This is a genomic window from Conexibacter sp. CPCC 205762, assembly GCF_030646155.1.
Lineage (GTDB): Bacteria > Actinomycetota > Thermoleophilia > Solirubrobacterales > Solirubrobacteraceae > Conexibacter.
Genome location: NZ_JAUTDN010000017.1, coordinates 50,208 through 73,786, shown reverse-complemented (window position 1 = coordinate 73,786; position 23,579 = coordinate 50,208). Strand labels below are relative to the sequence as shown.

25 protein-coding genes and 1 tRNA gene are annotated in these 23,579 nt (G+C 71.8%); 8 read left to right on the top strand and 18 right to left on the bottom strand.

What is annotated here, in order from left to right:
* Nucleotides 1–196: 196 nt before the first annotated feature.
* A complete protein-coding gene (locus tag Q7L73_RS14920; RefSeq protein ID WP_304690554.1) occupies nucleotides 197–889 on the top strand; it encodes a helix-turn-helix domain-containing protein in 693 nt (230 codons plus the stop codon).
* A gap of 123 nt (nucleotides 890–1,012) precedes the next feature.
* Here Q7L73_RS14920 and Q7L73_RS14915 read toward each other — a convergent pair whose 3' ends face one another.
* The 4 genes from Q7L73_RS14915 to Q7L73_RS14900 all read right to left on the bottom strand — a co-directional run bounded on the left by Q7L73_RS14915 (nucleotide 1,013) and on the right by Q7L73_RS14900 (nucleotide 3,459).
* The gene (locus tag Q7L73_RS14915) at nucleotides 1,013–1,279 is read right to left on the bottom strand and encodes a DUF167 domain-containing protein (protein WP_304690525.1); all 267 of its coding nucleotides are present in this window, start codon (nucleotides 1,277–1,279) and stop codon (nucleotides 1,013–1,015) included.
* A 13-nt stretch (nucleotides 1,280–1,292) separates the two neighbouring features.
* A tRNA-Leu gene (locus Q7L73_RS14910) sits at nucleotides 1,293–1,376 on the bottom strand.
* Between the two features lie 47 nt (nucleotides 1,377–1,423).
* Complete coding sequence (locus Q7L73_RS14905; protein WP_304690524.1) at nucleotides 1,424–2,455, bottom strand: alpha-ketoacid dehydrogenase subunit beta; 1,032 nt, start codon at nucleotides 2,453–2,455, stop codon at nucleotides 1,424–1,426.
* Nucleotides 2,452–3,459: a thiamine pyrophosphate-dependent dehydrogenase E1 component subunit alpha gene (locus Q7L73_RS14900; protein WP_304690523.1), complete on the bottom strand. Its 1,008-nt coding sequence runs from the start codon at nucleotides 3,457–3,459 to the stop codon at nucleotides 2,452–2,454. The genes Q7L73_RS14905 and Q7L73_RS14900 overlap by 4 nt, the downstream gene beginning before the upstream one ends.
* A 240-nt stretch (nucleotides 3,460–3,699) precedes the next feature.
* Here Q7L73_RS14900 and Q7L73_RS14895 point away from each other — a divergent pair, with 240 nt between their 5' ends.
* Together Q7L73_RS14895 and Q7L73_RS14890 are read left to right on the top strand one after the other, a co-directional pair.
* Complete coding sequence (locus tag Q7L73_RS14895; protein ID WP_304690522.1) at nucleotides 3,700–4,527, top strand: hypothetical protein; 828 nt, start codon at nucleotides 3,700–3,702, stop codon at nucleotides 4,525–4,527.
* 73 nt (nucleotides 4,528–4,600) lie between these two features.
* On the top strand, nucleotides 4,601–6,223 hold the full coding sequence (locus Q7L73_RS14890; RefSeq protein WP_304690521.1) for an RNA polymerase sigma factor: 1,623 nt from the start codon (nucleotides 4,601–4,603) through the stop codon (nucleotides 6,221–6,223).
* Nucleotides 6,224–6,300: 77 nt separating this feature from the next.
* On the opposite strand, the gene Q7L73_RS14885 is transcribed toward Q7L73_RS14890, so the two are convergent.
* Nucleotides 6,301–6,849 carry a hypothetical protein gene (locus Q7L73_RS14885; RefSeq protein ID WP_304690520.1) on the bottom strand — a complete coding sequence of 183 codons (549 nt, stop codon included), beginning with the start codon at nucleotides 6,847–6,849 and terminating at the stop codon, nucleotides 6,301–6,303.
* A gap of 114 nt (nucleotides 6,850–6,963) precedes the next feature.
* Nucleotides 6,964–8,103 carry a glycosyltransferase family 4 protein gene (locus Q7L73_RS14880; RefSeq protein WP_304690519.1) on the bottom strand — a complete coding sequence of 380 codons (1,140 nt, stop codon included), beginning with the start codon at nucleotides 8,101–8,103 and terminating at the stop codon, nucleotides 6,964–6,966.
* A gap of 30 nt (nucleotides 8,104–8,133) precedes the next feature.
* On the opposite strand from Q7L73_RS14880, the gene Q7L73_RS14875 reads away from it, so the two are divergent.
* Nucleotides 8,134–9,243 carry a glycosyltransferase family 4 protein gene (locus Q7L73_RS14875; protein WP_304690518.1) on the top strand — a complete coding sequence of 370 codons (1,110 nt, stop codon included), beginning with the start codon at nucleotides 8,134–8,136 and terminating at the stop codon, nucleotides 9,241–9,243.
* A gap of 69 nt (nucleotides 9,244–9,312) precedes the next feature.
* Here the strand turns inward: Q7L73_RS14875 and Q7L73_RS14870 are convergent, their stop codons facing one another.
* Genes Q7L73_RS14870 through Q7L73_RS14850 form a run of 5 tightly spaced genes read right to left on the bottom strand, consistent with a single transcriptional unit; the run spans nucleotide 9,313 to nucleotide 12,603 of the window.
* Entirely contained in the window at nucleotides 9,313–9,588 is a 276-nt protein-coding gene (locus Q7L73_RS14870; RefSeq protein WP_304690517.1) for an Lrp/AsnC family transcriptional regulator, read from the bottom strand.
* Nucleotides 9,589–10,263, bottom strand: coding sequence for a metal-dependent hydrolase (locus Q7L73_RS14865; RefSeq protein WP_304690516.1), 675 nt, complete (start codon nucleotides 10,261–10,263; stop codon nucleotides 9,589–9,591).
* A 1-nt stretch (nucleotide 10,264) separates the two neighbouring features.
* Entirely contained in the window at nucleotides 10,265–10,606 is a 342-nt protein-coding gene (locus Q7L73_RS14860; RefSeq protein ID WP_304690515.1) for a hypothetical protein, read from the bottom strand.
* Between the two features lie 32 nt (nucleotides 10,607–10,638).
* Nucleotides 10,639–11,409 (bottom strand): rhomboid family intramembrane serine protease, encoded by a 771-nt coding sequence (locus Q7L73_RS14855; protein WP_304690514.1) that lies wholly within the window; start codon nucleotides 11,407–11,409, stop codon nucleotides 10,639–10,641.
* Between the two features lie 48 nt (nucleotides 11,410–11,457).
* Nucleotides 11,458–12,603, bottom strand: a complete 1,146-nt coding sequence (locus Q7L73_RS14850; RefSeq protein WP_304690513.1) for a carboxylate-amine ligase — start codon at nucleotides 12,601–12,603, stop codon at nucleotides 11,458–11,460.
* Here Q7L73_RS14850 and Q7L73_RS14845 point away from each other — a divergent pair.
* The 3 genes from Q7L73_RS14845 to Q7L73_RS14835 all read left to right on the top strand — a co-directional run bounded on the left by Q7L73_RS14845 (nucleotide 12,602) and on the right by Q7L73_RS14835 (nucleotide 14,556).
* On the top strand, nucleotides 12,602–13,522 hold the full coding sequence (locus Q7L73_RS14845; protein WP_304690512.1) for a 2-deoxy-5-keto-D-gluconate 6-phosphate aldolase domain-containing protein: 921 nt from the start codon (nucleotides 12,602–12,604) through the stop codon (nucleotides 13,520–13,522). The genes Q7L73_RS14850 and Q7L73_RS14845 overlap by 2 nt on opposite strands.
* 204 nt (nucleotides 13,523–13,726) lie before the next feature.
* The gene (locus tag Q7L73_RS14840) at nucleotides 13,727–14,269 is read left to right on the top strand and encodes a thermonuclease family protein (RefSeq protein ID WP_304690511.1); all 543 of its coding nucleotides are present in this window, start codon (nucleotides 13,727–13,729) and stop codon (nucleotides 14,267–14,269) included.
* Between the two features lie 47 nt (nucleotides 14,270–14,316).
* On the top strand, nucleotides 14,317–14,556 hold the full coding sequence (locus Q7L73_RS14835) for a hypothetical protein (protein ID WP_304690510.1): 240 nt from the start codon (nucleotides 14,317–14,319) through the stop codon (nucleotides 14,554–14,556).
* 38 nt (nucleotides 14,557–14,594) lie between these two features.
* On the opposite strand, the gene csrA is transcribed toward Q7L73_RS14835, so the two are convergent.
* Nucleotides 14,595–14,834 (bottom strand): carbon storage regulator CsrA, encoded by a 240-nt coding sequence (gene csrA / locus Q7L73_RS14830; RefSeq protein ID WP_304690509.1) that lies wholly within the window; start codon nucleotides 14,832–14,834, stop codon nucleotides 14,595–14,597.
* Between the two features lie 181 nt (nucleotides 14,835–15,015).
* Here csrA and Q7L73_RS14825 point away from each other — a divergent pair, with 181 nt between their 5' ends.
* Nucleotides 15,016–15,612 carry a hypothetical protein gene (locus Q7L73_RS14825; RefSeq protein ID WP_304690508.1) on the top strand — a complete coding sequence of 199 codons (597 nt, stop codon included), beginning with the start codon at nucleotides 15,016–15,018 and terminating at the stop codon, nucleotides 15,610–15,612.
* Between the two features lie 75 nt (nucleotides 15,613–15,687).
* Here the strand turns inward: Q7L73_RS14825 and Q7L73_RS14820 are convergent, their stop codons facing one another.
* The 6 genes from Q7L73_RS14820 to mfd form a co-directional block, all read right to left on the bottom strand.
* On the bottom strand, nucleotides 15,688–16,044 hold the full coding sequence (locus Q7L73_RS14820) for a hypothetical protein (RefSeq protein ID WP_304690507.1): 357 nt from the start codon (nucleotides 16,042–16,044) through the stop codon (nucleotides 15,688–15,690).
* Nucleotides 16,045–16,119: 75 nt separating this feature from the next.
* A complete protein-coding gene (locus tag Q7L73_RS14815; protein ID WP_304690506.1) occupies nucleotides 16,120–16,518 on the bottom strand; it encodes a septum formation initiator family protein in 399 nt (132 codons plus the stop codon).
* Nucleotides 16,519–16,694: 176 nt separating this feature from the next.
* Entirely contained in the window at nucleotides 16,695–17,972 is a 1,278-nt protein-coding gene (gene eno / locus Q7L73_RS14810; RefSeq protein ID WP_304690505.1) for a phosphopyruvate hydratase, read from the bottom strand.
* The gene (mazG, locus tag Q7L73_RS14805; RefSeq protein ID WP_304690504.1) at nucleotides 17,969–18,826 is read right to left on the bottom strand and encodes a nucleoside triphosphate pyrophosphohydrolase; all 858 of its coding nucleotides are present in this window, start codon (nucleotides 18,824–18,826) and stop codon (nucleotides 17,969–17,971) included. The genes eno and mazG overlap by 4 nt, the downstream gene beginning before the upstream one ends.
* An 81-nt stretch (nucleotides 18,827–18,907) precedes the next feature.
* Nucleotides 18,908–20,068, bottom strand: a complete 1,161-nt coding sequence (locus tag Q7L73_RS14800; RefSeq protein ID WP_304690503.1) for a peptidyl-prolyl cis-trans isomerase — start codon at nucleotides 20,066–20,068, stop codon at nucleotides 18,908–18,910.
* Nucleotides 20,069–20,162: 94 nt separating this feature from the next.
* Nucleotides 20,163–23,510 (bottom strand): transcription-repair coupling factor, encoded by a 3,348-nt coding sequence (mfd, locus tag Q7L73_RS14795; RefSeq protein ID WP_304690502.1) that lies wholly within the window; start codon nucleotides 23,508–23,510, stop codon nucleotides 20,163–20,165.
* Nucleotides 23,511–23,579 lie beyond the last annotated feature (69 nt).

Below are 23,579 nucleotides of genomic sequence, written 5' to 3'. Positions count from 1 at the left end.
CCGCACCGTACGCCGTAAGGGCCGCCGGCACGAGCGCCGTATCGTCGCTCTCTTCCCCGGTAAATGCGACAGGAAGGTGCAAGATGGCGCATTTCTGGCGCTTTTCTCGCATTCCAACCCCTCGGCTACCCGTCAGTCGGTTAATCTGCATCACGGTAGGTAGGTCGCCCCGCTCTCGTCCCACCGGAGGTTCCCCATTTCACCCGCTCCCCCGCCCAAACGGCATCCGTATGACCAGTGGTCTCCCGATGCTCGGGCACTTGATCTCGTCGGCGACAAGTGGACGCTGCTGATCGTCCGTGATCTCGTCAGCGGTCCGCGGCGGTTCGTCGAGCTGCAGCGCACCCTGCCGGGCATCTCGACGGAGCAGCTCCGCTCCCGACTCAACCGCATGGTCGCTGACGGCCTGCTCACCCGCCAGCGGTACCGCGAGGTCCCGCCGCGCGTGGACTACGAGCTGACCGAGCGCGCTCGCGACCTGATCCCGGTCCTCGCCGCTCTCGCCCGCTGGGGCTACGAGTGGTCGTGGACCGAGCCGCGTCGCGGCGAGGCGATCGACATCGGCGCCGTCTTCCGGCTCGCGCCGGGCCTCCTGACGCTGCCGAAGTCGCTCAAGGGCTCGCTGGAGCTGAACGTCCAGCAGCGCTCCAAGGACGGCGAGGACAGGGTCTACCTGATCACCGTCAAGAGAGGCGAGGTCACGCTCGAGGAGCGTGCCGACGCCGACGCCACCGCCCGCATCGCGGGGACGGAGCGTGCCTGGGTCGACGCGCTCGTGCCGGAAGGCTCGCGCGACGGCCTCGAGATCAGCGGCGACGCCAGACTGACCGACGCCGTCCTGGACGGCCTCACCCCGGTCGTCACGCGCGCCGAAGCCGCGGCTGCCTGAGCCGCAGCACCAGTCGGATTGCCTGTGCAGCCGCCATGCGGCGGCTGCACAGCGTGCTCCGCTCACGCTGCTCACCCGTCCTACGCTACGCCCCCGCGTCAAGGATGGTCCGGAATCGGACGTTCACGCACTGCCAATAAGCCGGTGCAGCAGCTCCGAGGTCTCGATTCCGTCAATCCGCAGCAGCTTGTCGCGCGCCGACGAGCCACGTATGACGGCGACCGTCGAGGGCGCCACGCGCAGCTCCTTGGCCAGCAGCTTGCAGAGCGCGGCGTTCGCCTTGCCGTCGACCGGCGGGGCCGTCACGCGCACGAGCAGGACGCCGTCACGCGTGCCGACGACCTCGTTTCTCTTCGCCCGCGGCTGCAGGCGGACGCTCAGCTCGCCCATCGCGGCAGCGTAGTGCCCGGGGCGGGGATCGAACCCGCACGTCCGTGAGGACAGCCGATTTTAAGTCGGCGGCGTCTGCCAATTCCGCCACCCGGGCCGGGGCGCATCACGCGAGATGCTATCCCCGGCGGGCAACGGCGCGTTCTAGTACGAGAAGACGTCGGGCCCGAGGCCGAGCACGCTGAGCGCCGCCGCCTCGATCTTGTCGTCGTTGACGATCGCCGCTCTCTCGAGCTGCTTCGCGTACGGCATCGGCACCTCGGCGAGGCCGACGCGCTCGATCGGCGCGTCGAGGTCGTCGAAGCAGGCGCGCTGGATGCGGGCGGCGATCTCGGCGCTGATGCCGTAGGTCGCCCAGCCCTCGTCGACGCAGAGGGCGCGGTTGGTCTTCTGGATCGACTTCGAGACCGTCTCGACGTCGAGCGGGCGCAGCGAGCGCAGGTCGACGACCTCGGCGTTGACGCCGTGGTCGCGCTTCAGTCTCTCGGCGACTCTGAGCGCGCGCGTCGCCGCGAACGAGTGCGCGACGAGCGTGATGTCGCCGCCCTCGCGGGTGATCGCCGCCTTGCCGATCTCGACGACGTGGTCGGGGTCGTTGGGGACCTCGCCTCTGACCTTGTACGACTGCAGGTTCTCGACCACCAGGATCGGGTCGTCGTCGCGGATCGCGGCCTTCAGCAGGCCGTGGGCGTCCGCAGGCGTGCTCGGCGCGACGACCTTCATGCCCGGCGTGTGGGCGAAGAAGACCTCGAAGCTCTGCGAGTGCTGCGCCGTCAGCTGCGAGCCGCCGCCGTTGGGCGTGCGGATCACGAGCGGGCAGCCGACCTCGCCGCCGAACATGTAGCGGATCTTCGCCGCGTGGTTCACGACCTGGTCCATCGCGACGAGGATGAAGTTCAGCGTCATGATCTCGACGACCGGGCGCAGGCCCATCATCGCCGCGCCGATGCCGGCGCCGACGAAGCCCTCCTCCGAGATCGGCGTCTCGCGCACGCGGATCGGGCCGAACTCTCTGAAGAGGCCGGCGGTGACCTTGTAGGAGCCCTCGAAGACGCCGATCTCCTCGCCCATCAGGAAGACGTCCTCGTCGCGCAGCAGCTCCTCGCGCAGACCGAGACGGACCGCCTCGCGGTACGTCAGCGTCGTGGTGGACGGGGCGGGTGCGGTGGCGCTCATCGACCGAGTCCTTCCAGGACGAGCTCGCGCTCGCCGAACGGGCTGCCGGGGCTCATGCGCGAGAACTGCTCGCGGCTGGCGGGATCCCCGTAGAGGTGCTGGGAGAGGGAGCTGACGGGCGGCTCGGGGCTCGCCTCGGCGGCCTCGACCGCCTGCTCGACGCGCTTCTCGACCCGCGCCTGGATCGCGTCGATCTGCGCCTGCGTCGCGCGTCTCTCGTCAAGCAGCCGCTGTCTGTAGATCAGCAGCGGGTCGCGCTTCTTCCATTCGTCCATCTCCTCCTGCGTGCGGTACGCGGTGCCGGCGTCGGCGACGGAGTGGCCGCGGTAGCGGTAGGTGACGACCTCCAGGACGGCCGGCTTGCGCTCCTCGCGGGCGCGCGTGAGGAGACGGTCGGCGGCCGACAGCACGGCCTCGACGTCCTGGCCGTCGACGCGCTCGCCGTGCATGCGGAAGGCGGAGGCGCGCTTGTACAGCTCGGGCTCGCCGGAGGCCTTCTCGACGGTCGTGCCCATGCCGTATCTGTTGTTCAGCACCAGCGCGACGATCGGCAGGTCCCAGATCGCGGCGAGGTTGAGCGCCTCGTGCCACGCGCCCATGTTGGTCGCGGCGTCGCCCAGCTCGCACATGACGGCCGCTCGCTTGTCCTTGTAGGAGATCTCGAGCGCGGCACCGACGGCGAGCGGCAGCTGGCCGGCGACGATGCCCCAGCCGCCGAGGAAGCCTCTGGAGAAGTCGAGCAGGTGCATCGAGCCGCCGCGACCGTGCGCGGAGCCGCCCTCGCGGCCGAACAGCTCGCCCATCACGGCATCCGGGTCGACGCCCTTGGCGAGCGCGAGGCCGTGGGTGCGGTAGGAGGAGAACAGCAGGTCCTCGTCCTGCATCGAATGGACGGCGCCGACGGTGGCGCCCTCCTGGCCCGAGGCGAGGTGACAGTAGCCACCGATTCTCGCGCGCTTGTACTGCCGCTCGACCTCTTCCTCGAAGATGCGGATCAGCAGCATCTGCTCGTAGAGGTCGAGCCCGTGTCCGGACTCCGGCGCCCCGTCCCCGCCTCGTCGCCGCTCGCGACGATTCGTGGAGCGGGGCTTGGCTACGGAGCTGGATACGGAGGAGGACATAGGCGTGACCTTGAGGGTAGCGAGAGGGCGGAGGAAGGCCGGATTGTGTGACAACCGCCCGGTTGGGGGGGTCTCGACAGGGTGTGCGGGTGTGCGCGGAAACGGTCGTCCATCATTCGGAACGTGACGCGTGAGTTTCTCGCCTCCAACATCGTTCTGATCGGCGTCCAAGCGGGCGCCGTGGCGCTCCCGCGCGCGGGCTCCATACCGCTCCTGGAGCGGCTCGCCGAGCGCCTGCGCAATCCCTGGTGGGCGGCCGTGCCGCTCGCCTCGATCGCGCTCGTCGTGTGGGCGATCAACTTCCAGTCCGGCACCGCCGACGTGCTCACCTGGGTCGCGCTGATCTGCATCCCGCCGCTCGCCGCCGCCGCGCTCGGCTGGACGATGCACGGCGGCCGGCCGTGGCTGGCACCGTTGGCGGCCGTGCTCTTCCTGCTCGCCTGGCAGGCGCGCGAGTCGCTCGTCGGCGAGGGCGCCGCGACGCTGCTGAGCGGCCTCTCGTGCGTGACGCTGGGGGTGCTGCTGGTCGCCGTCGCGCCGCACGGCTGGCTGAAGGTCGGGATCGTGCTGATGGCCGTCTGCGACGCGATCCTGATCGGCGCCGAGACGCTGCAGCCGGCCGCGACGGTGCTCAACGGCGCGGCGCCGCCGGCCGAGCTGCCGCAGCTGCAGCGGGCGCTGTTCGGCCACGCCGTGATCGGCTACGGCGACTTCTTCATCGCCGGCGTCTTCGGCGCGCTGCTGGCGGCCGAGGGGCGGCGGCAGGGGCGGATCGCGCTGCTGACGTTCGCGCTGTCGCTGTCGTTCGACCTGCTGTTCCTCGTGCTCGACACGCTGCCGGCGACGGTGCCGGTCGCGACCGCGCTGCTGTTGTCCGAATGGGCGCAGCGGCGGGGCGGACTCCGCCCCGGTGTCACACGCGCGCGCGGACGCGCCAGTCAGGCGCCCTGACGGCATCGTTTCAGGGGCTTTTCCGCAACTTGCCCGCTGCTACGGTGTCCCAGCAGGCAAGGAACGTCACAGCGTGGAAGTCTCAGCCCTCAAACACGCCGGGGTCGCCGGCATCAACACTCGTTCGCCGCTGCTGCGGTTGCAGTCCGACGAGCGCCTGATCGCGCTCATCCGGCGCGGCAACCACGGCGCCTTCGAGACGCTGGTCGCCCGCTACCAGTCGCGCCTGCTCGCCTTCTGCCGCCACATGCTCGGCTCCAGAGAGGATGCCGAGGACGTGCTGCAGGAGGTCTTCGCGGCCGCCTTCAACGCGATCCTCGCCGACGACCGCCCGATCAACGCGCGGCCGTGGCTCTACCGCATCGCCCGCAACCGCTCGCTCAACCACCTCCGCCGCCAGCAGCCGATCGGCGTCGACTCGATGGACGTCCACCTCGCCGAGCACGGCACGACGACGGCGGACAAGGTCCACAAGCGCGAGGAGTTCCGCGAGCTGATCGCCGACGTCCAGGACCTGCCGGAGACGCAGCGCACGGCGCTGCTGCTGCGCGAGATCGACGCGCTCTCCTACGAGCAGATCGCCGAGGCGATGGAGACGACGATCCCGTCGGTCAAGTCGCTGCTGGTGCGCGCCCGCGTCTCGCTCGCCGAGGCCGCCGAGGCGCGCCAGCTCTCCTGCGACGAGGTCCGGCTCGAGCTGGGCGAGATCGCTGAGGGCCTCAAGCGCCGCACCTCGCCGCCGGTCCGCCGCCACCTGCGCACGTGCGCGGGCTGCGCCGGCTTCCGCCAGCAGCTGCGCTCGACCAACAAGGCGCTGGCGGCCGTGATGCCGGTCGGCTTCGCGCTCGCCTTCAAGAGAATGCTGCTCGCGCACCTCGGCATCTCGGCCAGCGCGGGCAGCGGCGCGAGCGCAGGCAGCGCGGCCGGCGCCGCCGCCGGCTCGGCCGTCGCCGGCTCCGCCACGGGCGGCCTGATCTCCGCCGGCATGTCGACCGTCGCGACGAAGGCCGCCGCCGGCCTCGCCGCCGCCGCGCTCGTGACCGCCGGCGCGGTCGAGATCGAGCACCGCGTCCCGCGCCAGGCGGCGCCGCCGTCGCCGGTCGTCGCGCAGGCGCCCGCCGACGTGCAGGCCCATCCGGCGCCGACCTACCGCGACGCGCCCGCCCAGGTGCAGCGCGCGCTCGACGCGCCCGGCAAGGCGATCAGTGCCGACAGAAAGGCCGCCGCGGCCGACCTGCGCGCCGCCAGAGCGGCCGTGCCGGCCGACGCCGCCGCCACCAGAGCGCCGGAGGAGCCGGCGACGACCACGACCGCCGCCGCCCCGCCGCCGGCCGCGACGACGCCCGCCGACGGCACGACGGTCGCCTCGACCGTGACGCCGACCCCGACCGGGCAGACGCAGGTCGAGTCGGGCACGACGGCGCTGCCGTCGGAGCTCCCGCCGAACCAGCCGCCGCAGACGGTCGCCGCCGCGACGCCGCCGACGGCGTCGGCCGCGACCCCGCCGCCGCCGACCGAGCCGGTCACGACGCTGCCGGCCGAGCCCTCGCCGCCGCCGACGACCACGACGCCGACCCCGACGACGCCCTCGGCGCCGCCGGAGACGACGCCCCAGACCCCGCCGGTCGACCAGAGCCCCGCGACGCCGCCGGCGGACGACGGCGTCTCGTCGGACGATCCGGCGCCGGCGCCCTAGCCTCGCGCCTCGCGCCTCGCGCCTCGCGCCTCGCGCCTCGCGCCTCGCGCCTCGCGCCTCGCCGGCGAGCGTGACCGTTACGGACCGACTTCGCCGCCGGCGATCAGCTCGCCCGCGGGTCTGCCGTCGAGCGTGATGTCGTAGCTGCCGGCTCTCAGGCCCGGCATCCGCAGCGACGCCTGGCCGCCGGCCGCGACTCTCAGCGTGCGCGGCTGCGGCGCTCTCAGCACCAGCACGTGCGCAGCGTCGTCGCCGCGCAGGGTCAGCTCGATCGCCAGCCGCGGCGGGACGCTGATCGTCGGCGGCGTCAGTCTGCCGCTGCGGATCACGAAGGTCGCCGGCACGCGCACGGCCTCCTCGCCCCCGCCGCCCTGCTCCTCGGCTCTCGTCGGCGTCGTGCTCGGCGGGTTCGGGACGGTCGTGGTCGGGACCGCGTCGGTCGCGGTCGGCGGCGCAGGCGGCGTCGCGTCCGGCGCCGAGGCGGTCGGCTCGGTCGCCGACGGCGGGGCCTGCGTCTGCTCGGCCGCCGCGGTCGTGGCGGCGCCGTCGTCGTCGCCGCAGCCGGCGGCGCCGGCGGCGAGCGCGGCGGCCGCGATCGCGGCGAGCGGAAGCTGGCGTGCACGCATGGCCAGGACCCTACCCGTCGGCGCTCCTGCCACGCGCCCGATGCCCGGTGACGCCCACTCGCGGCACGCCCCGCGCGCCGTGCGGCGCCGTTCCGCGCAGGACGCGGCGACGCGTCAGCGCGCCAGCGCCTCGTGGTAGATGGAGATGAGCCGCTCGTAGAAGACCTCCGGCGCGTGCTCGGCACGGGCGCGGGCGAGCGCGGCGGCGCCTGCGCGGGCACGCGCGGCGGGGTCCTCCCACAGCGCGCGCAGCGCCTCGCTCCAGGCGCCGGCGTCCTCCGCCGGCAGCGTCGCGCCGGGGCCGACCAGCTCCGGCACGCCGCCACGGTCGCCGCCGAGCACCGGCAGGCCGTCGGCGAGCGCTTCCACGACGCTCATCGGGCAGGGATCGTCCGAGCGCGACGGCGCCAGCATCACGGCAGCGCCGCGCCGCTCCCGCCCCAGCTCCTGCTGCGACAGGCGGCCGAGGAAGCGCACGTCGGCGCCGCCGGCGAGCGCGCGCAGGCGCTCCTCCTCCGGCCCGGAGCCGGCGACCCGCAGCGGCACGCCGGCCGTGACGGCCGCCCGCACGGCCACGTCGAAGCCCTTCACGTCGACGAGCCGCCCGGCGGCGAGCGCGTAGCTCCCCTCCCCCGCCAGCGACGCCTCCGCGATCGTCTCGACCGCGTTGAGCAGCACCCGCGCCTGCGGCAGCGCGACGCCGTAGCCGTCCCGCAGCAGCGCCAGCTGCGCCGCGCTGACGGCGACGACGGCGTCGGCGTGCTGCAGCAGCCGCGGCTGCTGCAGCGCCAGCCCGGCGCCGTAGACGAGCGCCTCCGGCAGCCCGCCGCGGCAGCGCAGCCGCACGCCGGGGCGCAGGTCGCGGCCGTGGCAGCGGGCGCACGGGGCGCCGTCGCGGAAGCCGACGCCGATCGCGCAGACGAGGCGGTAGTTGTGCAGGTGCAGGACGACCCGCGCGCCGGCCGCGCGCGCCGCCGCCAGCGCCCGCCAGCCGAACAGCGGGTGGACGTTGTGGGCGTGGACGATCTCGGCGCGATGGGCGCGGACGGCGTCGGCGACCTCGTGCTCGTCGAGCCCGCCGCGCAGCAGCCCGCGCGCGGCGGTCGCGGCGCCGGCCGCGGAGCTGTCGCGCTCCAGCCGCGCGACGGCGTGCCCGTGCGCGCGCAGGACCGTCTCGAGCTGGTCGACGACCCGCTCCTCGCCGCCGGCGGCGCGGTAGCGGTTGTGCAGCAGAAGGATGCGCGTCGAGGCCACTGGCGAGCGATTGTGCCAGGCTGCTGCGTCGTGGCGATCGCGCTGGTGACCAACGTCATAACGCCGTACCGCGCCCCGCTGTACGCGCTGCTGGCCGAGCGCTACGGCGTCGAGGTGCTGTGCTTCGGCGCCGGACAGAGCTACGTGCCGGAGTGGTTCGGCGACCTCGACGGGCAGCTGGCGGCGGCGCCCTTCCCCGCCCGCCGGCTCGACGGGCCGCGTGCCGCGCTGCGGCTCGGCGACCGCTACGCGGCCGCGATCGCGCCGGTCGCGGGCGGCGCGATGCTGCCGGCGACCTACGCCGCGATGCGGCTGCGACGGCGCAGATTCGTGCTGTGGGCGTCGGTCTGGGCCGATCCCCGCGGCGGCGCGAAGGCGGCCGTCGCGCTGCCGCTGCTGCACCACGTCTGCCGCCGCGCCGACGCGGTGCTCACCTACGGGCCGCACGTCAGCCGCTACGTCGCCGGCTTCCGCCACCGCGCCGACGACGTCTTCGTCGCGCCGCAGTCGGTCGACGGCGCGCTGTTCGGGCGCGCCGTGGGCGAGCAGGAGATCGCCGACTGGCGCGCCGCCCACGACCTCCCGGCCGATGCGCCGCTGCTCCTGTACGTCGGCCGGCTGGTGCCAGAGAAGGGGATCGCGACGCTGCTCGGCGCCTGGCGCACGCTCCACGCCGCCCGTCCGCAGGCGCGGCTGGTCGCGATCGGCGACGGCGAGCTGGCGCCGGCGCTGCGGGCTGCCGCGGGCGACGGCGTCGTGCTGCTGCCGCCGGTCGGCGCCGAGCAGCTGCCGGTCGCCTACGCGGCCGCGACGGCGGTGACGCTGCCGTCGATCCCGACGCCGCGCTTCCGCGAGCCGTGGGGCCTGGTCTGCAACGAGGCGCTCCACCAGGCGACGCCGGTCGTCGCGACCGGCGCCGTCGGCGCGGTCGCGGGCGGCCTCGTCCGCGACGGCGAGACCGGTCTCGTGGTGCCGGCCGGCGACGTGCCCGCGCTCGCCGCCGCGCTCGGCCGCCTGCTCGACGACGCGCCGCTGCGCGCCCGCCTCGGCGAGGCCGGCCGCGCCGCGCTCGCTGGCCACACGCACGCGCGCCAGGCCGACGCCTTCGGCGACGCGCTCCGCTCCGCCGGCGTCATCTAGACGACCCGCGAGTTCCCGCCGCGGCCACGCGCCCGCGCGCGCCGCCGTGGAACTCGCAAGGCGAAGCCCCTACTCCCCGACGCTGAAGAGCGCGTCGAGGTCGTGTCTCGAGTAGACCTCGAACGCGACCATCGTCTGCGTCTTCACGATGCCCGGCAGGCGCGACAGCTTCTCGGTCACGACGTGCGCGAGGTCGTCCTGCTCGCGCAGCCGCAACACGGCCGCGAAGTCCCATTCGCCGGTGACCGAGTAGGCCTCGGCGACGCCGTTGATCTCGGCCAGCTGGCCGCCGAGCTCGGCGAGCGAGGTCCGCTCGGCCTGGATCAGCACGATCGCATGGGTCATCTAGCTGCTCCAGCTCTCACCCGGCGCGAGCACGACGCAGGCCGACGAGGTCTGCGCCTCGACGTCGGCCTTGAACGCCTGCGCGTCGGTCTCGATCGGCGGGAAGGTGTCGTAGTGGATCGGGATCACGGTTCTGGCGCCGATCAGCTTGACCGCCTCGACGGCGTCGTGGCGGTCCATCGTGTAATGGCCGCCGATCGGCACGAGCGCGACGTCGATCTGCCGCGCGCGGCCCGGCAGCGCCAGGTCGCTGAAGAGGCAGGTGTCGCCGAGGTGGTAGATCGTCGTGCCCTTGAAGTCGATCACGAGGCCGGCGGCGATGTGCGGCGTGCCGGCCGGCGAGACGGCCGTGTGGAAGGCCGGCACGAGCTTGACCGAGCCCCACTCGAAGCCGACGGTGCCGCCGAGGTTGGGGTCGGCGACCTCGACGCCCTCTCTGGCCAGCTCGTGCGCCAGCTCGACGACCGCGACGACGGTCGCGCCGCTGCGCTTGGCGATCGCGACGGTGTCGCCGACGTGGTCGGCGTGCCCGTGCGACAGCAGGATCGTCTGCGGGTCGAACTCGTCGGCGGCGGTGACCGCTCTCGGGTTGCCGGTCAGGAACGGGTCGGTCAGGACGGTCGTGTCGCCGTCGCTGAGCGCGAACGCCGACTGGCCGAGGAATCGCAGCTCCATGTCACTCCTCCTTCGAGGGGAAGTCGTCGTTCGCTTCCAGCAGCCGGGCGAGCTCGAAGCCCACCGCGACGCCGACGAGCATGCCCAGCCGCGTCTCTTCCGCAACCAGGGTGCTGATCGCGACCTTGCGCTGCGCCAGCTCCGGCTCGCCGGCGGCGGCGTGCACCGCCTGGTCGTGGATGTCGCCGAACCAGCCGCCGCTGGAGAGGGCGCTGTTCAGCACTCTCTGCAGCTGCGGCGCGGCGCGCGAGACCAGTTCCTGCGCGCTGCGCAGCCGTTCGGAGTCCTCGAGCAGCGCGACCGCGGCTTCGAGCTGGGCGTCGGTGTAGGCAGGTTCGGCCACGGCGCCATCGTAGCGACGCCGCGCCGGGCGGCTCAGCGCCGTGCGGCGCGCGCCAGCGGCAGGCCGACGAGCAGACCGACGATCAGCCCGGTCGCACCGGCGATCGCGTTCGCGTCGTGGACCGCGAGCGGCATCGCCAGCAGCAGCACGGCGAAGAAGCCGACGCCGAGCAGGTCGCCGTCGATCTCGCGGCCGGCGCGCTCGTCGAGCAGATCGGGCACCGCCCACGCCGCCAGCAGCGCCAGCGCCGCGCCGTTGCCGCCCAGCGCCCAGACCGGGTCGGTCAGGCTGGCGAGCGCGATCCCCCCGACGCCGCCGAGCAGGAACAGGCCGAGCACGACGAACGGCCCGTGGCGGCGCTCCAGCAGCCAGCCGAAGATCGCGATCGCGAACAGCGTCACGAAGGCGTAGCCGCTGCTCATGTAGGCGAACGGCGCCGTGAAGACGTGCCACCACTCGTCGCCGGCGAACGTGCTGCCGACGCCGAACCAGTCGAGGTAGCGAGCCGGATCGGCTCTCAGATAGACGAGCAGCAGCAGGCTGACGGCGACCACGGTCGCGGTCGCGTACGGGTGCGCGTCGACCCTGATGCCGGGGATCTCGCCGCGCTTCAGCGGCCCCAGCGACGGCGTCGGAGGCTTGCGCGCCTTGCGCGGCTTCTCCCTTGGTTTCCCGCCTCTGTCGAGCCTTGGCGCCCTTTTGCGCAGCCGATTGCCGCAATACGGGCACTCGGTGATGTACGGGCTGACTTCAGACCCGCAGCTCTTGCAGATGACGAACAGGTCCGGACCGCCGCTGCTCACCACTCCAGTCTAGCCCTCGGAGGTCGTTCCGGGGCGCTCACATCGCGCTCACACCGCCGTCGCGGCGACGATTTCCGCCATCACCTCGTGCAGGTCGTGGTTGGCTTCGTGGACGACGCGCTGGCGGGCGGCGCCGTTTCCGCGCGCGAGCAGGTCCTCGACCGCCTCCAGCGCGCCGGCCGAGCCGAGGTCCTCGGCGTGGCCGCGCAGGCGGTCGAGCAGCCGCCGCGCGAGCGCCCGCGTCTGCACCCGCTCGATCCCCGGCAGGTCGACCAGCTCGCCGTCGAGGCCGTGGCGCGCGGCCAGCCACTTGTTCTCGTCGATCATCTGGTGCGGGTACTTCGACAGCCGCTTGCCGGCCTCGAAGTGCTCCGCCAGCTCCTTCACCATCGCCTGGATCAGCGCCGTCAGCCCGAGCGTGTGCTCGATCCTCGTCTGGCTGTCCATCACGCGCACCTCGACCGTGCCGAGGTTCGGATGCGGCCGCACGTCGTACCAGAGGTAGGTGTAGTCCTCGATCACGCCGCTGCGGACCATGAAGTCGATCTTCGCCGCGTAGTCGTCCCAGTCGGCGTACGTCGGCGGGATCCCGACGCGCGGGAAGGCGCGGAAGATCGGCGTGCGCGTCGATGCCAGCCCGGTCGCGTCGGCGCGCCAGAAGGGCGAGTTGGCCGACAGCGCCAGCAGCACCGGCAGGTGGATCCGCATCCCGTTGGCGACGTGGATCGCCTTGTCGGCGTCGTCGAGGCCGACGTGGACGTGCTGGCCGAAGATGATCTCCTGGCGGGCGACGAACTTGAGGTCGCTGACGAGGTCGCGGTAGCGGTCGCGGCCGACGATCCGCTGCTGCTCCCACATCGCGAACGGGTGCGTGCCGGCCGAGCCGATCGTCAGCCCTCTCGACGCCGCCGCCTCGATCACCTGGCGTCGCAGGCTGCGCAGCTCCGCGCCCGCCGCATCGGTGTCCGGCTGCGGCGTCGTGGCGATCTCCAGCACCGACTCCATCAGCTCCGGCTTGACGCAGTCGCTCGGCGCGGCCTCCAGCATCGCCTCGATCGAGTTCGACAGCTCGAGTGTCCGAGCATCGAGGATCATCAGCTCTTCCTCGATACCGACGGTGTAGTTCGGGCCGACGAAGTTAGACTTGACGGTCTCTTCGCGCAATTTCCCCCCAGACTCAGAGGACGGTTTCATGGCTCTCGGCTACGACGGCAGGCTCTACATCCTCGCGTTCGACCACCGCGGCTCGTTCCAGAAGAAGATGTTCGGCATCGAGGGAGACCCGACGCCGGAAGAGACCGCCGTGATCGCCGACGCCAAGCAGCTGATCTACGAGGGGATGGCGCTCGCGGCCGACCGCGGCGTCGACAACGCCTCCGTCGGCGTGCTCGTCGACGAGCAGTTCGGCGGCGACATCCCGGCTGAGGCGAAGGCGAAGGGCCTGAAGCTCGCGATGCCGGTCGAGAAGTCCGGGCAGAACGAGTTCGACTTCCAGTACGGCGACGACTTCGGCGCCCACATCGAGCAGTTCGACCCGAGCTTCTCGAAGGTGCTCGTCCGCTACAACCCGGACGACCCGGACGCGTCGGTCAACCCGCGCCAGAACGAGCGCCTCAAGCGCCTCGCCGACTGGCTTCACGCCAACGGCCGCAAGTTCCTCTACGAGCTGCTCGTGCCCGCGACGGACGCGCAGCTGGAGTCGGTCGGCGGCGACAGCGACCGCTACGACGCCGAGCTGCGCCCGGAGCTGATGCGCCGCGCGATCGAGGAGACGCAGGCGTACGGCATCGAGGTCGACATCTGGAAGATCGAGGGCGTCGACGCCCAGGCCGACGCCGAGATGCTCGCGCAGCAGACGCGCAAGGGCGAGGGCCGCGAGGGCGTCGTCTGCGTCCTGCTCGGCCGCGGCGCCAGCGACGCGAAGGTCGACCAGTGGCTGCGCGAGGCGGCGCCCGTGAAGGGCTTCGTCGGCTTCGCGATCGGCCGCTCGATCTGGTGGGACTCGCTCAGAGGCTATCTCGCCAGAACGGTCTCGCGTGAGGACGCGGCGTCGAAGATCGCGGACAACTACCTCCGCTTCATCGAGGTCTACCAGGCGCAGGAAGTCCACTAGGGCAGCAGTTCCCCGCCGACGGCCTCGCCACGCGCGGCGAGGCCGGACGCGGCTGCGGCGAGCGGCCCGCCCGCCCGCCGCGCTCGCCCTTCTGCGCCGTCGCTCCCGCGCTTTGCGCCCGCTCTGCGCAGGCGCCGCATCTTCTCTCGCGCGATTCGGGCCCGCCCGGCGGCGGCGCGCATTCGCGCCGCTACGCTCGGCCGCATGAGCTGGTCGCGCGCCCTCCCCTGGATCGTCCTGCTGCTGGCAGCGGGGCTGCTGCTGGGCGACGTGCGCCCGCCCGGCGGCTGGCCGAGCTGGCTCGGCGGCGGCGACAGCGCGCTGCGAGCGGGCGGTCGGGCGCAGGCGCAGGTCGAGCGGGTCGTCGACGGCGACACGATCGCGGTCACCGTCGCGGGCGCGGCCGAGCGGGTCCGCTACATCGGCGTCGACACGCCTGAGACGGTCAAGCCGAACGCGCCGGTCGAGTGCTTCGGACCGGCCGCGAGCGCCTTCAACAGAGAGCTGGTGCGCGCCGGCGAGCGCGTGACGCTGCGGTTCGACCGCGAGCTGCGCGATCGCTACGGGCGTCTGCTCGCGTACGTCTACCGCGATCGCGACGCGCTGTTCGTGAACGCGCGGCTGGTCGGCGCCGGCGCCGCGCGCACGCTGGAGATCTCGCCGAACACCGCGCACGCCGCGGAGTTGGCGCGTCTGCAGGCGCAGGCGCGTGCCGCCGGCCGCGGCCTCTGGAGCGCCTGCCTGTGATCAGCTTGTGACGCGGGCGTCATAACGGGTGGTAGTCTTGGCGCTTCATGAGAATGCGTCAGAGTCTCGCCCAGTTCGAGCAGGCCTTCTACGAAGAGTCCGCGCTCGACCGCTCGCGCCGCGAGCACCTGGCGACCAAGGCCCAGCAGCGCACTCGCAGACGCGAGCTGGAGAAGATCCACAAGCACGGATCGATCCGCTACGCGCTGCTCGTCTTGACGCTCATCGCCACCGCCGTGATCGTCACGGTCGCGATGTTCAAGACGCTCTACCTCGTGATGGGCTGAGGCCGGCTCGCCGCGCCCGCTCGCAGCGGGCGCAGCGTCTATGCCGTGCCGCCGCCTCCCAGCTTGCGCAGAGCGGCGTCGACCTCTTCCTTCGCGCCCTCTCCAGCAGCCAGGTTCTCCTGCTGGATCTCCAGGTAGACCTCCTTGCGGAAGACGGGCACGTCACGCGGCGCCTGGATCCCGATGCGGACCTTCTCCCCCATGATCGCGAGCACAGAGACCTCTATCTCGTCCCCGATCATGATGCTCTGGTTTGACTTTCGCGTCAGAACCAACATTGCTTGCCTCCCTGCTGCCTGGTGGCCGGTGACGACCGGGGAGGGCAAGTCGCAGTGACAGCCGGTCGCTCAAAAAGCAAGCATAACGAGCGCGGACAGGCTTCTTCGCATTTCCTCCCGCATTCCTCCATGTTGGCCGGCGGGTCGTAGCAACCGCACTTTCCGCTAGTGTCCGCGCGCGATGGCACGACGTTCACTTCGTCCCCAGCTCAACCAGATCCGCCAGTGGGTCCGTCAGGGCCGCACTGATGCCTGGATCGCGCATCAGCTCGAAGTCACGACGGCGCAGATCGCGTCCTTCAAGCGCGAGAACGACCTCGTCGCCGACGACGTCGACACCGACACCGGTGCCGACTTCGACGACGAGATCGATCTCCGCGCGGAGGACGACGCTCTGATCGCCGCCGAACTGGAAGCAGCGCAGGCCGCCAAGGCCAAGGCCGAGGCGGATGCCGCCGAAGCCAAGGCCAAGGAAGAGGCCGCGCGGGCCAAGGCCCGCAAGCAGGACGCGGAGTCCGACGACGACGAGGACGGCGACAAGCCCTCTCGACGCCGCGGTCGCCGTGGTGGCCGCGGGCGCCGCAAGGTCTCCGCCGGTCCGCTCGAGGGTTCGTTCGACCACGGCGAGGAGGGCTACGGTCTGTGGCTCGACCCCGCGGTGCAGGACGACCCGATCTACGCCGAGCATTGGGCGGGTCACCGCCCGATCGAGATCACGATCGAGGAAGACCAGATCGTGATCCGTCGCATCGGCGAAGACGACGACAACGACGAGTAGTCCCGCCGCCGGCTGAGCCGGCCGCGGACGTAGGAACCGTAGAGCGGTGCAATCGGTCTGGGGCCGGTTGCACCGTCACCGGTCCAGCGGCTGCTCCTGCTCCTCCAGCTCGCGCCGCGTGCGCTGACGACCGCCGGACCAGTCGCTCGCCTCGCGCACGTAGCGCGCGAATGCGACGCCGCCGACGGTCGCGGCGTCCCACGCCTCGGGATCGTTCGGGACGGTCGCCATCGCGACGTCGAGCACCCAGTCGCCGCTGTCGGAGTAGAGGGCGACCAGCTCCTCGGTCGTGAAGGCGCCGCCCAAGCGGCGGCGCAGCTCGTCGACGGCGGCGTCGGCGGCCCGTTCGAGCCGCTCGCGCAGCGGCGGCGGCGTGGCGCGCAGGCGGCGCTCGCCGTCCTGCCAGAGGTGGATCGCGGTCTCGGTCTGCACTCGTCCGAGAGTAGCGGCGCGCGGCCTCGCGCCGGCGCCTCGCGAGGCGCCGACGGGCACCGCGCGTGCCGGCGCTCAGGGCGTGGCGGTCGCGTTGTCGGCGTCGTCGCTGGGCTCGGGCAGCCCGCTGACGACGTACGGCCGCTCGCCGGGGCGGACCATCCCGAGCCGGCGCGCCTCGGTCTCGACCGTGCGCGGCTCTCTCAGCGATCTCGAGCGCGCCTCCAGCGCATCGTGCTCCCGCTGCAGCTCCGAGACCTGCTGCTGCTTCGCGTTCGAGTCGCGCCACGTGGAGACGTAGGAGCGGGCCGGCTGCACGTACAGCGCGACGACCCCCGCCAGCAGCAGCAACAGCGCTATCCGGCCGACGCGATCCCAGCGGACGCGCATCGCCGCCGCGCCGAAGGCGGTCTGCGCCGGCGGGCGCTGCGCGGGTCGGCGACGGTCACGGCGGGGCGGCTCGGCAGACGGCATGCGAACCCCTTCGCCCGTCCGCCGTCAACTCCTCCCGCCCCTGGACGATGCAACGACACACCCGCAAGGGTGCTTAGCGTGCCGGATCGTGGATGCCACGCGCGGCCCGGGCGAGCCGATCGGGACGGAGTCCCTTGAGGCTCGTCGGGTCGTGCGTGGCGCCGCGAGGCGGTGCGCTAAGCGCTCTTGAAGACGCTCTTGCCGGGATAGACGGCGTCGTTGCCGAGCGCCTCCTCGATGCGGAGGAGCTGGTTGTACTTCGCGACGCGGTCCGAGCGCGCGGGGGCGCCGGTCTTGATCTGACCGCAGCCGGTGGCGACGGCGAGGTCGGCGATCGTGACGTCCTCGGTCTCGCCGGAGCGGTGCGACATGACGGCGGTGTAGCCGTTCTCGCGCGCCAGCTTGATCGCGTCGAGCGTCTCGGTCAGGGTGCCGATCTGGTTGACCTTGATGAGGATCGAGTTGGCGACGCCGGCCTCGATGCCGCGTCTCAGGCGCGCGCTGTTGGTGACGAAGAGGTCGTCGCCGACGAGCTGGATCTTGCTGCCGAGCCGGTCGGTCAGCGTCGACCAGCCGCCCCAGTCGCCCTCGTCCATGCCGTCCTCGATCGAGACGATCGGGTAGCGGCCGGCCATCTCGGCCCAGTAGGCGGCCATCTCCTCGGCGGTCAGCGAGCGGTTCTCGTGCTCGAGCACGTAGCGGCCGTTCTCGTAGATCTCGCTGGTGGCCGGGTCGAGCGCGATCGCGATCTGGTCGCCGGGCGTGTAGCCGGCGGCCTCGATGCCGCGCACGAGCACCTGCAGCGCCTCCTCGTTGGAGCCGAGGTCGGGCGCGAAGCCGCCTTCGTCGCCGACCGCCGTCGAGAGGCCGCGGTCATGCAGGTTCTTCTTCAGCTGGTGGTAGATCTCCGCGCCCCAGCGCAGCGCCTCCGAGAACGACGACGCGCCCCACGGGACGATCATGAACTCCTGGAAGTCGATCTTGTTGTCGGCGTGGGCGCCGCCGTTGAGGACGTTCATCATCGGCACCGGCAGGATGTGCGCCGCGTCGCCGCCGAGGTAGCGCCACAGCGGCTGGCGCTCCTCCGCCGCGGCCGCGTGGGCGGCGGCGAGCGAGACGGCGAGCGTGGCGTTCGCGCCGAGGCGGGACTTGCTGGGCGTGCCGTCGAGATCGATCAGCAGGCGGTCGACGCCGGCCTGGTTGGTCGCGTCCTTGCCGCGGACGGCGGTCGCGATCTCGCCGTTGACGTTGGCGACGGCCTTCGCCACGCCCTTGCCGAGGTAGGCGTCGCCGCCGTCACGCAGCTCGGTCGCCTCGTACTCGCCGGTGGAGGCGCCGGACGGGACGGCCGCGCGCCCCCAGGCGCCCGAGCGGAGGCTCAGCTCGACCTCGACCGTCGGGTTGCCGCGGCTGTCGAGGATCTGGCGAGCGTGAACGTGCTCGATCTGGCTCATGCGTCTCGGTCTCCTGGTTCTGGTTCGTTCATCCGCGCTCGGACGTAGTAGCCGAGCTGCTCGTCGGTGCTGAGCTGGTCCCACGTGCGGTCGTCGCGCGCGGCGAAGGCCGCCGCCTGCTCGACGCGGCCGCGGAAGCGCTCGCCGGAGGCGCGCAGCGCCAGCTCGGGATCGACCTTCAGCTTGCGCGCGACGTTGACGGCCGCGAACAGCACGTCGCCGAGCTCGTGGAAGCGCGCGTCTGCACCGGCCTCGCCGTCGGCCTCTGCGACCTCGATCAGCTCGTCGAGCTCGTCGCGGACCGACTGCAACGGCCCCTCGACGCCGGGGAAGTCGAAGCCGCTGGAGGCGGCGCGGCGCTGCACCTTGCGCGCGTACAGCAGCGACGGCAGGTTCTCCGGCACCTCGGCGAAGATGCCGCGCTCGCGGCCCTCCTCGCCCTGCTTGATCTTGTCCCAGTTGGCGAGCACCTCGCCGGAGGTCTCGACCGCGTCGGCGGCGACTGCGAGCGCCGCGTCGGTCTCCGGGCTGTCGGGCGGGAAGATGTGCGGGTGGCGCCGGATCAGCTTCTGGCGCGTGTTCTCGGCGACGGCGGCGAGGTCGCCGGCGCCGCGCTCCTCCAGCAGCAATGCGAGGAAGTGCACCTGGAAGAGGACGTCGCCGAGCTCGTCGAGCAGCTTCGCGTCGTCACGCCGGTTGGCGGCGTCGGCCAGCTCGTAGGCCTCCTCGAGCGTGTGCGGGACGATCGTGCGCTCGTCCTGCTCACGGTCCCAGGGGCATTCTCGCCGCAGGCGGCGGGTCAGCTCGTCGAGGCGCAGCAGCGCCTCCTGGATCTCTGATCGGCTCGTGCTCACTGACGGGGCAGACTACTAACGAAAAACGGCCCCGGTTGCCCGGGGCCGTCTGTCACACCTGTGAACTGCTGGGGCGCTGGATCAGTCGCCCGACGTCGACGTCGCGACGGTGCCGCCGGAGGTCGCCGTGGTACCGGTTCTCGGGGCGTTGCCGCAGATCTGGGGCACGATGAACTCTCTGCGGCAGTTCGTGAGCGCGACCCATCTTCTCTCGAATCTTCTGCCGAACTCGGTCAGCGCTCTCTGGCCGTTCTGCTGTCTGAGCAGCTCTCTGATCTGGTCTCTCGACTCGGCCAGCGTGTTCTGTCTCGCCGGCGTGACGCCGTCGACACGGACGATGTACCAGCCGAACTGACCTCTCACCGGGCCGACGACGACGCCTCTTCTGGCGGCGAATGCGGCGGTGTCGAGCGCTCTGTCCTGCTGGCCTCTGGCGACGCCGAGCAGTCTGCCGCCGTTGCTCTTGGAGAGCGTGTCGCTCGAATATCTTCTGGCGACGTCAGCCCATCTGTCGCCACCCTCGATCGCTCTCTTGGCCGCCTCGGCGTTCGCCTCGGTTCTGGTCAGGACGATCTCGAGGTCACGACGCTCCGGGACAGCGAACTGCTCTCTGTTTCTGTCGTAGTACGTGCTGACCTGCGCCTCGGTGACGTTGCCGGCGTCTCTCTGCACCTTGTCGGTGATTCTGGTCGCGTACTCACGCGAGCGCAGCTGCTCGAGGACGTCGTCTCTCGTCATCCCGGTCGTTCTGAGGAACTTCTCGTAGTCGCCTCTTCTCGGGAACGACTGTCTCATCGCCTCGTTGAAGGTTCTCTCGAGCTCTCTGTCCGTGACCGTTATGCCGAGGTCAGCGGCCTCTCTCTCCAGCCATATCGTCTGGATCAGCGACTGCATCGTCTGGTTTCTGAGCTGCGTCTCGATCTGTCTGCACTGCGCTCTCAGCGCGCTCTCGGCGGGGACTCTCTGTCCTCTCACCGCTCTCGCCTGTCTCGTCAGCGCCGCGACGCATCTCGTGTACGACGGCGGGTCCGGGATCACAGGATCTGCACCCTGCGACGAGCTCTTGGCCGTTATCTCGACCCAGCGGTCATAATCGGCTCTCGTCACCGGCGTGCCGTCGACAGAGGCGACAGCATTGCTCGGGACGTCGTTGTTGTCATCGTCCCCGCCACACGCGGCGATCGTGAACGAGAGCGCGAAAAAGGCGCAGAGCGCCAGGACTATGCGAAGTGTCTTGGTCACAGGCGAGGGCACTGTACAGAAGTCTCCTTGCTCGGTGCGGCAGTTCAACCGATTATTAGATTGGCTTTACAAATCGAGGTCGCGCTCACACCGTTCACGCGGCCTCTCGTGTCACTGCGAGCAGCACGTCGGCCGCCCGCACGACCGCCGGGAAGCGCGCGGCCGGGTCATCGGGCACCCGCACTGACAGCTGCGACTTGCCCGATTCGTACAGCGCCTCCGGGATCTCCTCGCGGAACCGCTTGGCGCGGCGCGAGTCGAGCTCGATCGGCGTGACGGCGAGCCTACCGGCTCGGAAGCTGACGGCGCGAGCACCGGCCTCGCCGAGCTTGATGCGCGCCTGCTGCAGCAGCAGCAGGTTGCGCAGCGGCTCGGGCGGCTCGCCGAAGCGATCCTCCAGCTCGGCCTTCAGCTCCTGCAGCTCGGAGACCTGGCGCGCGCCGGCGATGCGGCGGTGGACGTCGATCTTCGCCTGCTCGTACGGGATGTAGTCGGCCGGCACGTAGGCGTCGACGTTGACGTCGAGGCGGACCGGCTCTGCCAGGTCCTCGCCGTCGCCCTCGCCGCTCAGCTCGGCGACTGCCTCGTCGAGCATCTGCATGTACAGCTCGAAGCCGAGTGCGGCGACGTGGCCGGACTGCTCGTCGCCGAGCAGGTTGCCGGCGCCGCGGATCTCGAGGTCGCGCATCGCGACCTTGAAGCCGGCGCCCAGCTCGGTGTAGTCCGACAGCGCGGAGAGGCGCTGTGCGGCGTCGGCCGTCAGCGAGGCCGCCGACGGGTACAGCAGATACGCATAGGCGCGCTCGCGCGAACGCCCGACGCGACCGCGTATCTGGTAGAGCTGCGAGAGGCCGAAGAGGTCGGAGCGCTCGACGATCAGCGTGTTCGCCTGCGGGATGTCGATGCCCGACTCGATGATCGAGGTCGCGACCAGCACGTCGGCCTCGCCGCGCAGGAAGCGCAGCATCCGCTTCTCCAGCTCTCTCTCGTCGAGCTGGCCGTGCGCGACCTCGAACCTCGCCTCCGGCACGAGCGCGCGCAGCCGCTCGGCCGTCTCGTCGATCGATTCGACGCGGTTGTGGAGGAAGAACGCCTGGCCTCTGCGCGCCAGCTCGCGGTTGATCGCGCCCTTGACGAGCTGCTCGTCGTACTCGCCGACGTAGGTCTTGACGGGACGGCGGCCCTCCGGCGGCGTCTCGATCACGGAGATGTCGCGGATGCCGGCGATCGACATCTGCAGCGTGCGCGGGATCGGCGTCGCCGACATCGCGATCACGTCGACTCTCAGCTTCAGCTGGCGCAGCAGCTCCTTCTGCTTGACGCCGAAGCGCTGCTCCTCGTCGACGATCAGCAGGCCGAGGTCCTTCGGGCGGACGTCGCGCGAGAGCAGCCGGTGGGTGCCGATCAGGATGTCGACCCTGCCCTCGACGAAGGCGGCGATCGCCGTTCTCTGCTCGGCCGCCGGGCGGAAGCGCGAGACGTGCTCGATCGTGAACGGATAGTCCTTCAGCCGCTCCGAGAAGGTGCCGTAGTGCTGCTGGGCGAGGATCGTCGTCGGGACGAGCACCATCACCTGTCTGCCGTCGTTGGCGGCCTTGAAGGCGGCCCGCAGCGCGACCTCGGTCTTGCCGTAGCCGACGTCGCCGCAGATCAGCCGGTCCATCGGGCGCGCCGTCTCCATGTCGGCCTTGACCTGGTCGATCGCCTCGCGCTGGTCGGGCGTCTCGCGGTATGGCCAGGCGTCCTCGAAGTCGCGCATCCAGTCGCTGTCGGGCGGGAAGGCGTGGCCCTCGCGGCGCTTGCGCTCGGCGTACAGGTTGAGCAGCTCGCCGGCCATCTCCTGCGCGGCTCTGCGGGCGCGCGACTTGAGCGTGTCCCAGCGTCTGCCGCCGAGCTTGGAGAGCGGCGGATGGTCGCCGCCGGCGCCGACGTAGCGCGAGATCTTCGCGAACTGGTCGACCGGCATGAAGACCTTGTCGCTGCCGGCGTACTCCAGCTCGAGGTAGTCGCGCGTGACGCCGGCGACGGTCTTCGTGTCGAAGCCGGCGAAGCGCGCCAGGCCGTGGTCCTCGTGGACGACGATGTCACCGGTGCGCAGGTCGGTGAAGGAGCGCAGCGCGCCGCGCCGCGAACCGGTCGAGCCGCGGCCGGCGGAGCGCGCCGGGCGGCGGTGGAAGAGCCGGTGCTCGGGGATCACCGCGAGTCTGAAGCCGGGCGCGACGAAGCCGTCGCGCAGGCGCGCCTCGACGAAGGCGAGGTCGGCGCCGCGCGGCGCGTCGCCCTCGACCCAGCGGACCTTCATGCGGCCGAGGTTGTAGGCGGCGCGCTCGCCCTCGCCTCTGCGGCCGAACGCGACGACGGTGCGGTAGCCGCTGCGCACGAGCTTCTCCAGCTCCGGCTCGGCCTCCTTGACGCCGCGCGCGGCGACGTCGGCGCTCTGGCCGCGGAAGGCGATCGACTGGTCGCCGTCGATCGAGCTGAGGCGGATCCTGGCGCGCTGCCCGAGCGCCTGCTGGACCTCGTCGGGAGCGACGTAGAGGTCGTGCGCGTCCTCGGCGTGGAAGGCGGTGCAGACGTCGGACCAGTGGTCGGTCAGCGCCGGCGTGATCTCCTCCTCGGCGGCGACCAGCACGGCCGCGTCGGGGACCAGATCGAGCATCGCGTGGAAGTCTCTGACCGGCAGCAGCTCGGCGATGTCGGGCCGCTCGTCCTCGTTCTCCAGCGCGGCGATCTCGGCCAGCTCGCGGTGCTCGGCGGCCAGCTCGGCCGCGGGCGAGACCTCGATCCGCTCGGCGTCGCCGAGCGAGCGCTGCGTGAAGGTCGAGAACCACCGCAGCGACTCGACCTCGTCGCCGAACAGGTCGACGCGGACGGCGCGGTCCTCGGTCGCCGGGTAGAGGTCGAGCAGACCGCCGCGGATCGCGAACTGGCCGCGGTCCTCGACCTGGTCGACGCGCTCGTAGCCGGCCGCGACGAGATCCTCGGCGGTCTCGTCGAGGTCCATCAGCTCGCCGACCTCGAGCACGAAGCCGCGCGGCCGCAGCGCCGGGTCGGGGACCTTCTCCGACAGCGCGACGGCCGAGACGACGACGACCGGCGCCGGCTCGCCGGCGGCCCGCTTCGAGGCGAGCGCGTCGAGCGCTGCGACGCGCAGGCCGACGAGGTGCGGCGGCGGCGCCAGGTGCGACTCGTAGGCGACGCCGCGGGAGGGGTAGAAGCGGACCGGCCGCGGGCTCAGCCAGGTGCGCAGGTCGGAGGCGAGGTCGCGCGCCTGGCGGTCGTCGCCGGCGACGACCAGCAGCGGCCGCTCGACGTCCTGCTGCGCCAGCGCGGCGACGACGTAGGGGCGCAGCGAGAGCGAGACGAAGGCGTCGCCGCCGTCGCGTGCGAGCGTCGTGGTGGCGGGGTCGTCAGCAGCGTATGCGAGAAGCGGAGCGAGCATGGAAGAGGGCAGCACCAACGACCGCGCACGGCGGCCTGGGCCTGGTCAGGAGTTTATGACCTGATTCTC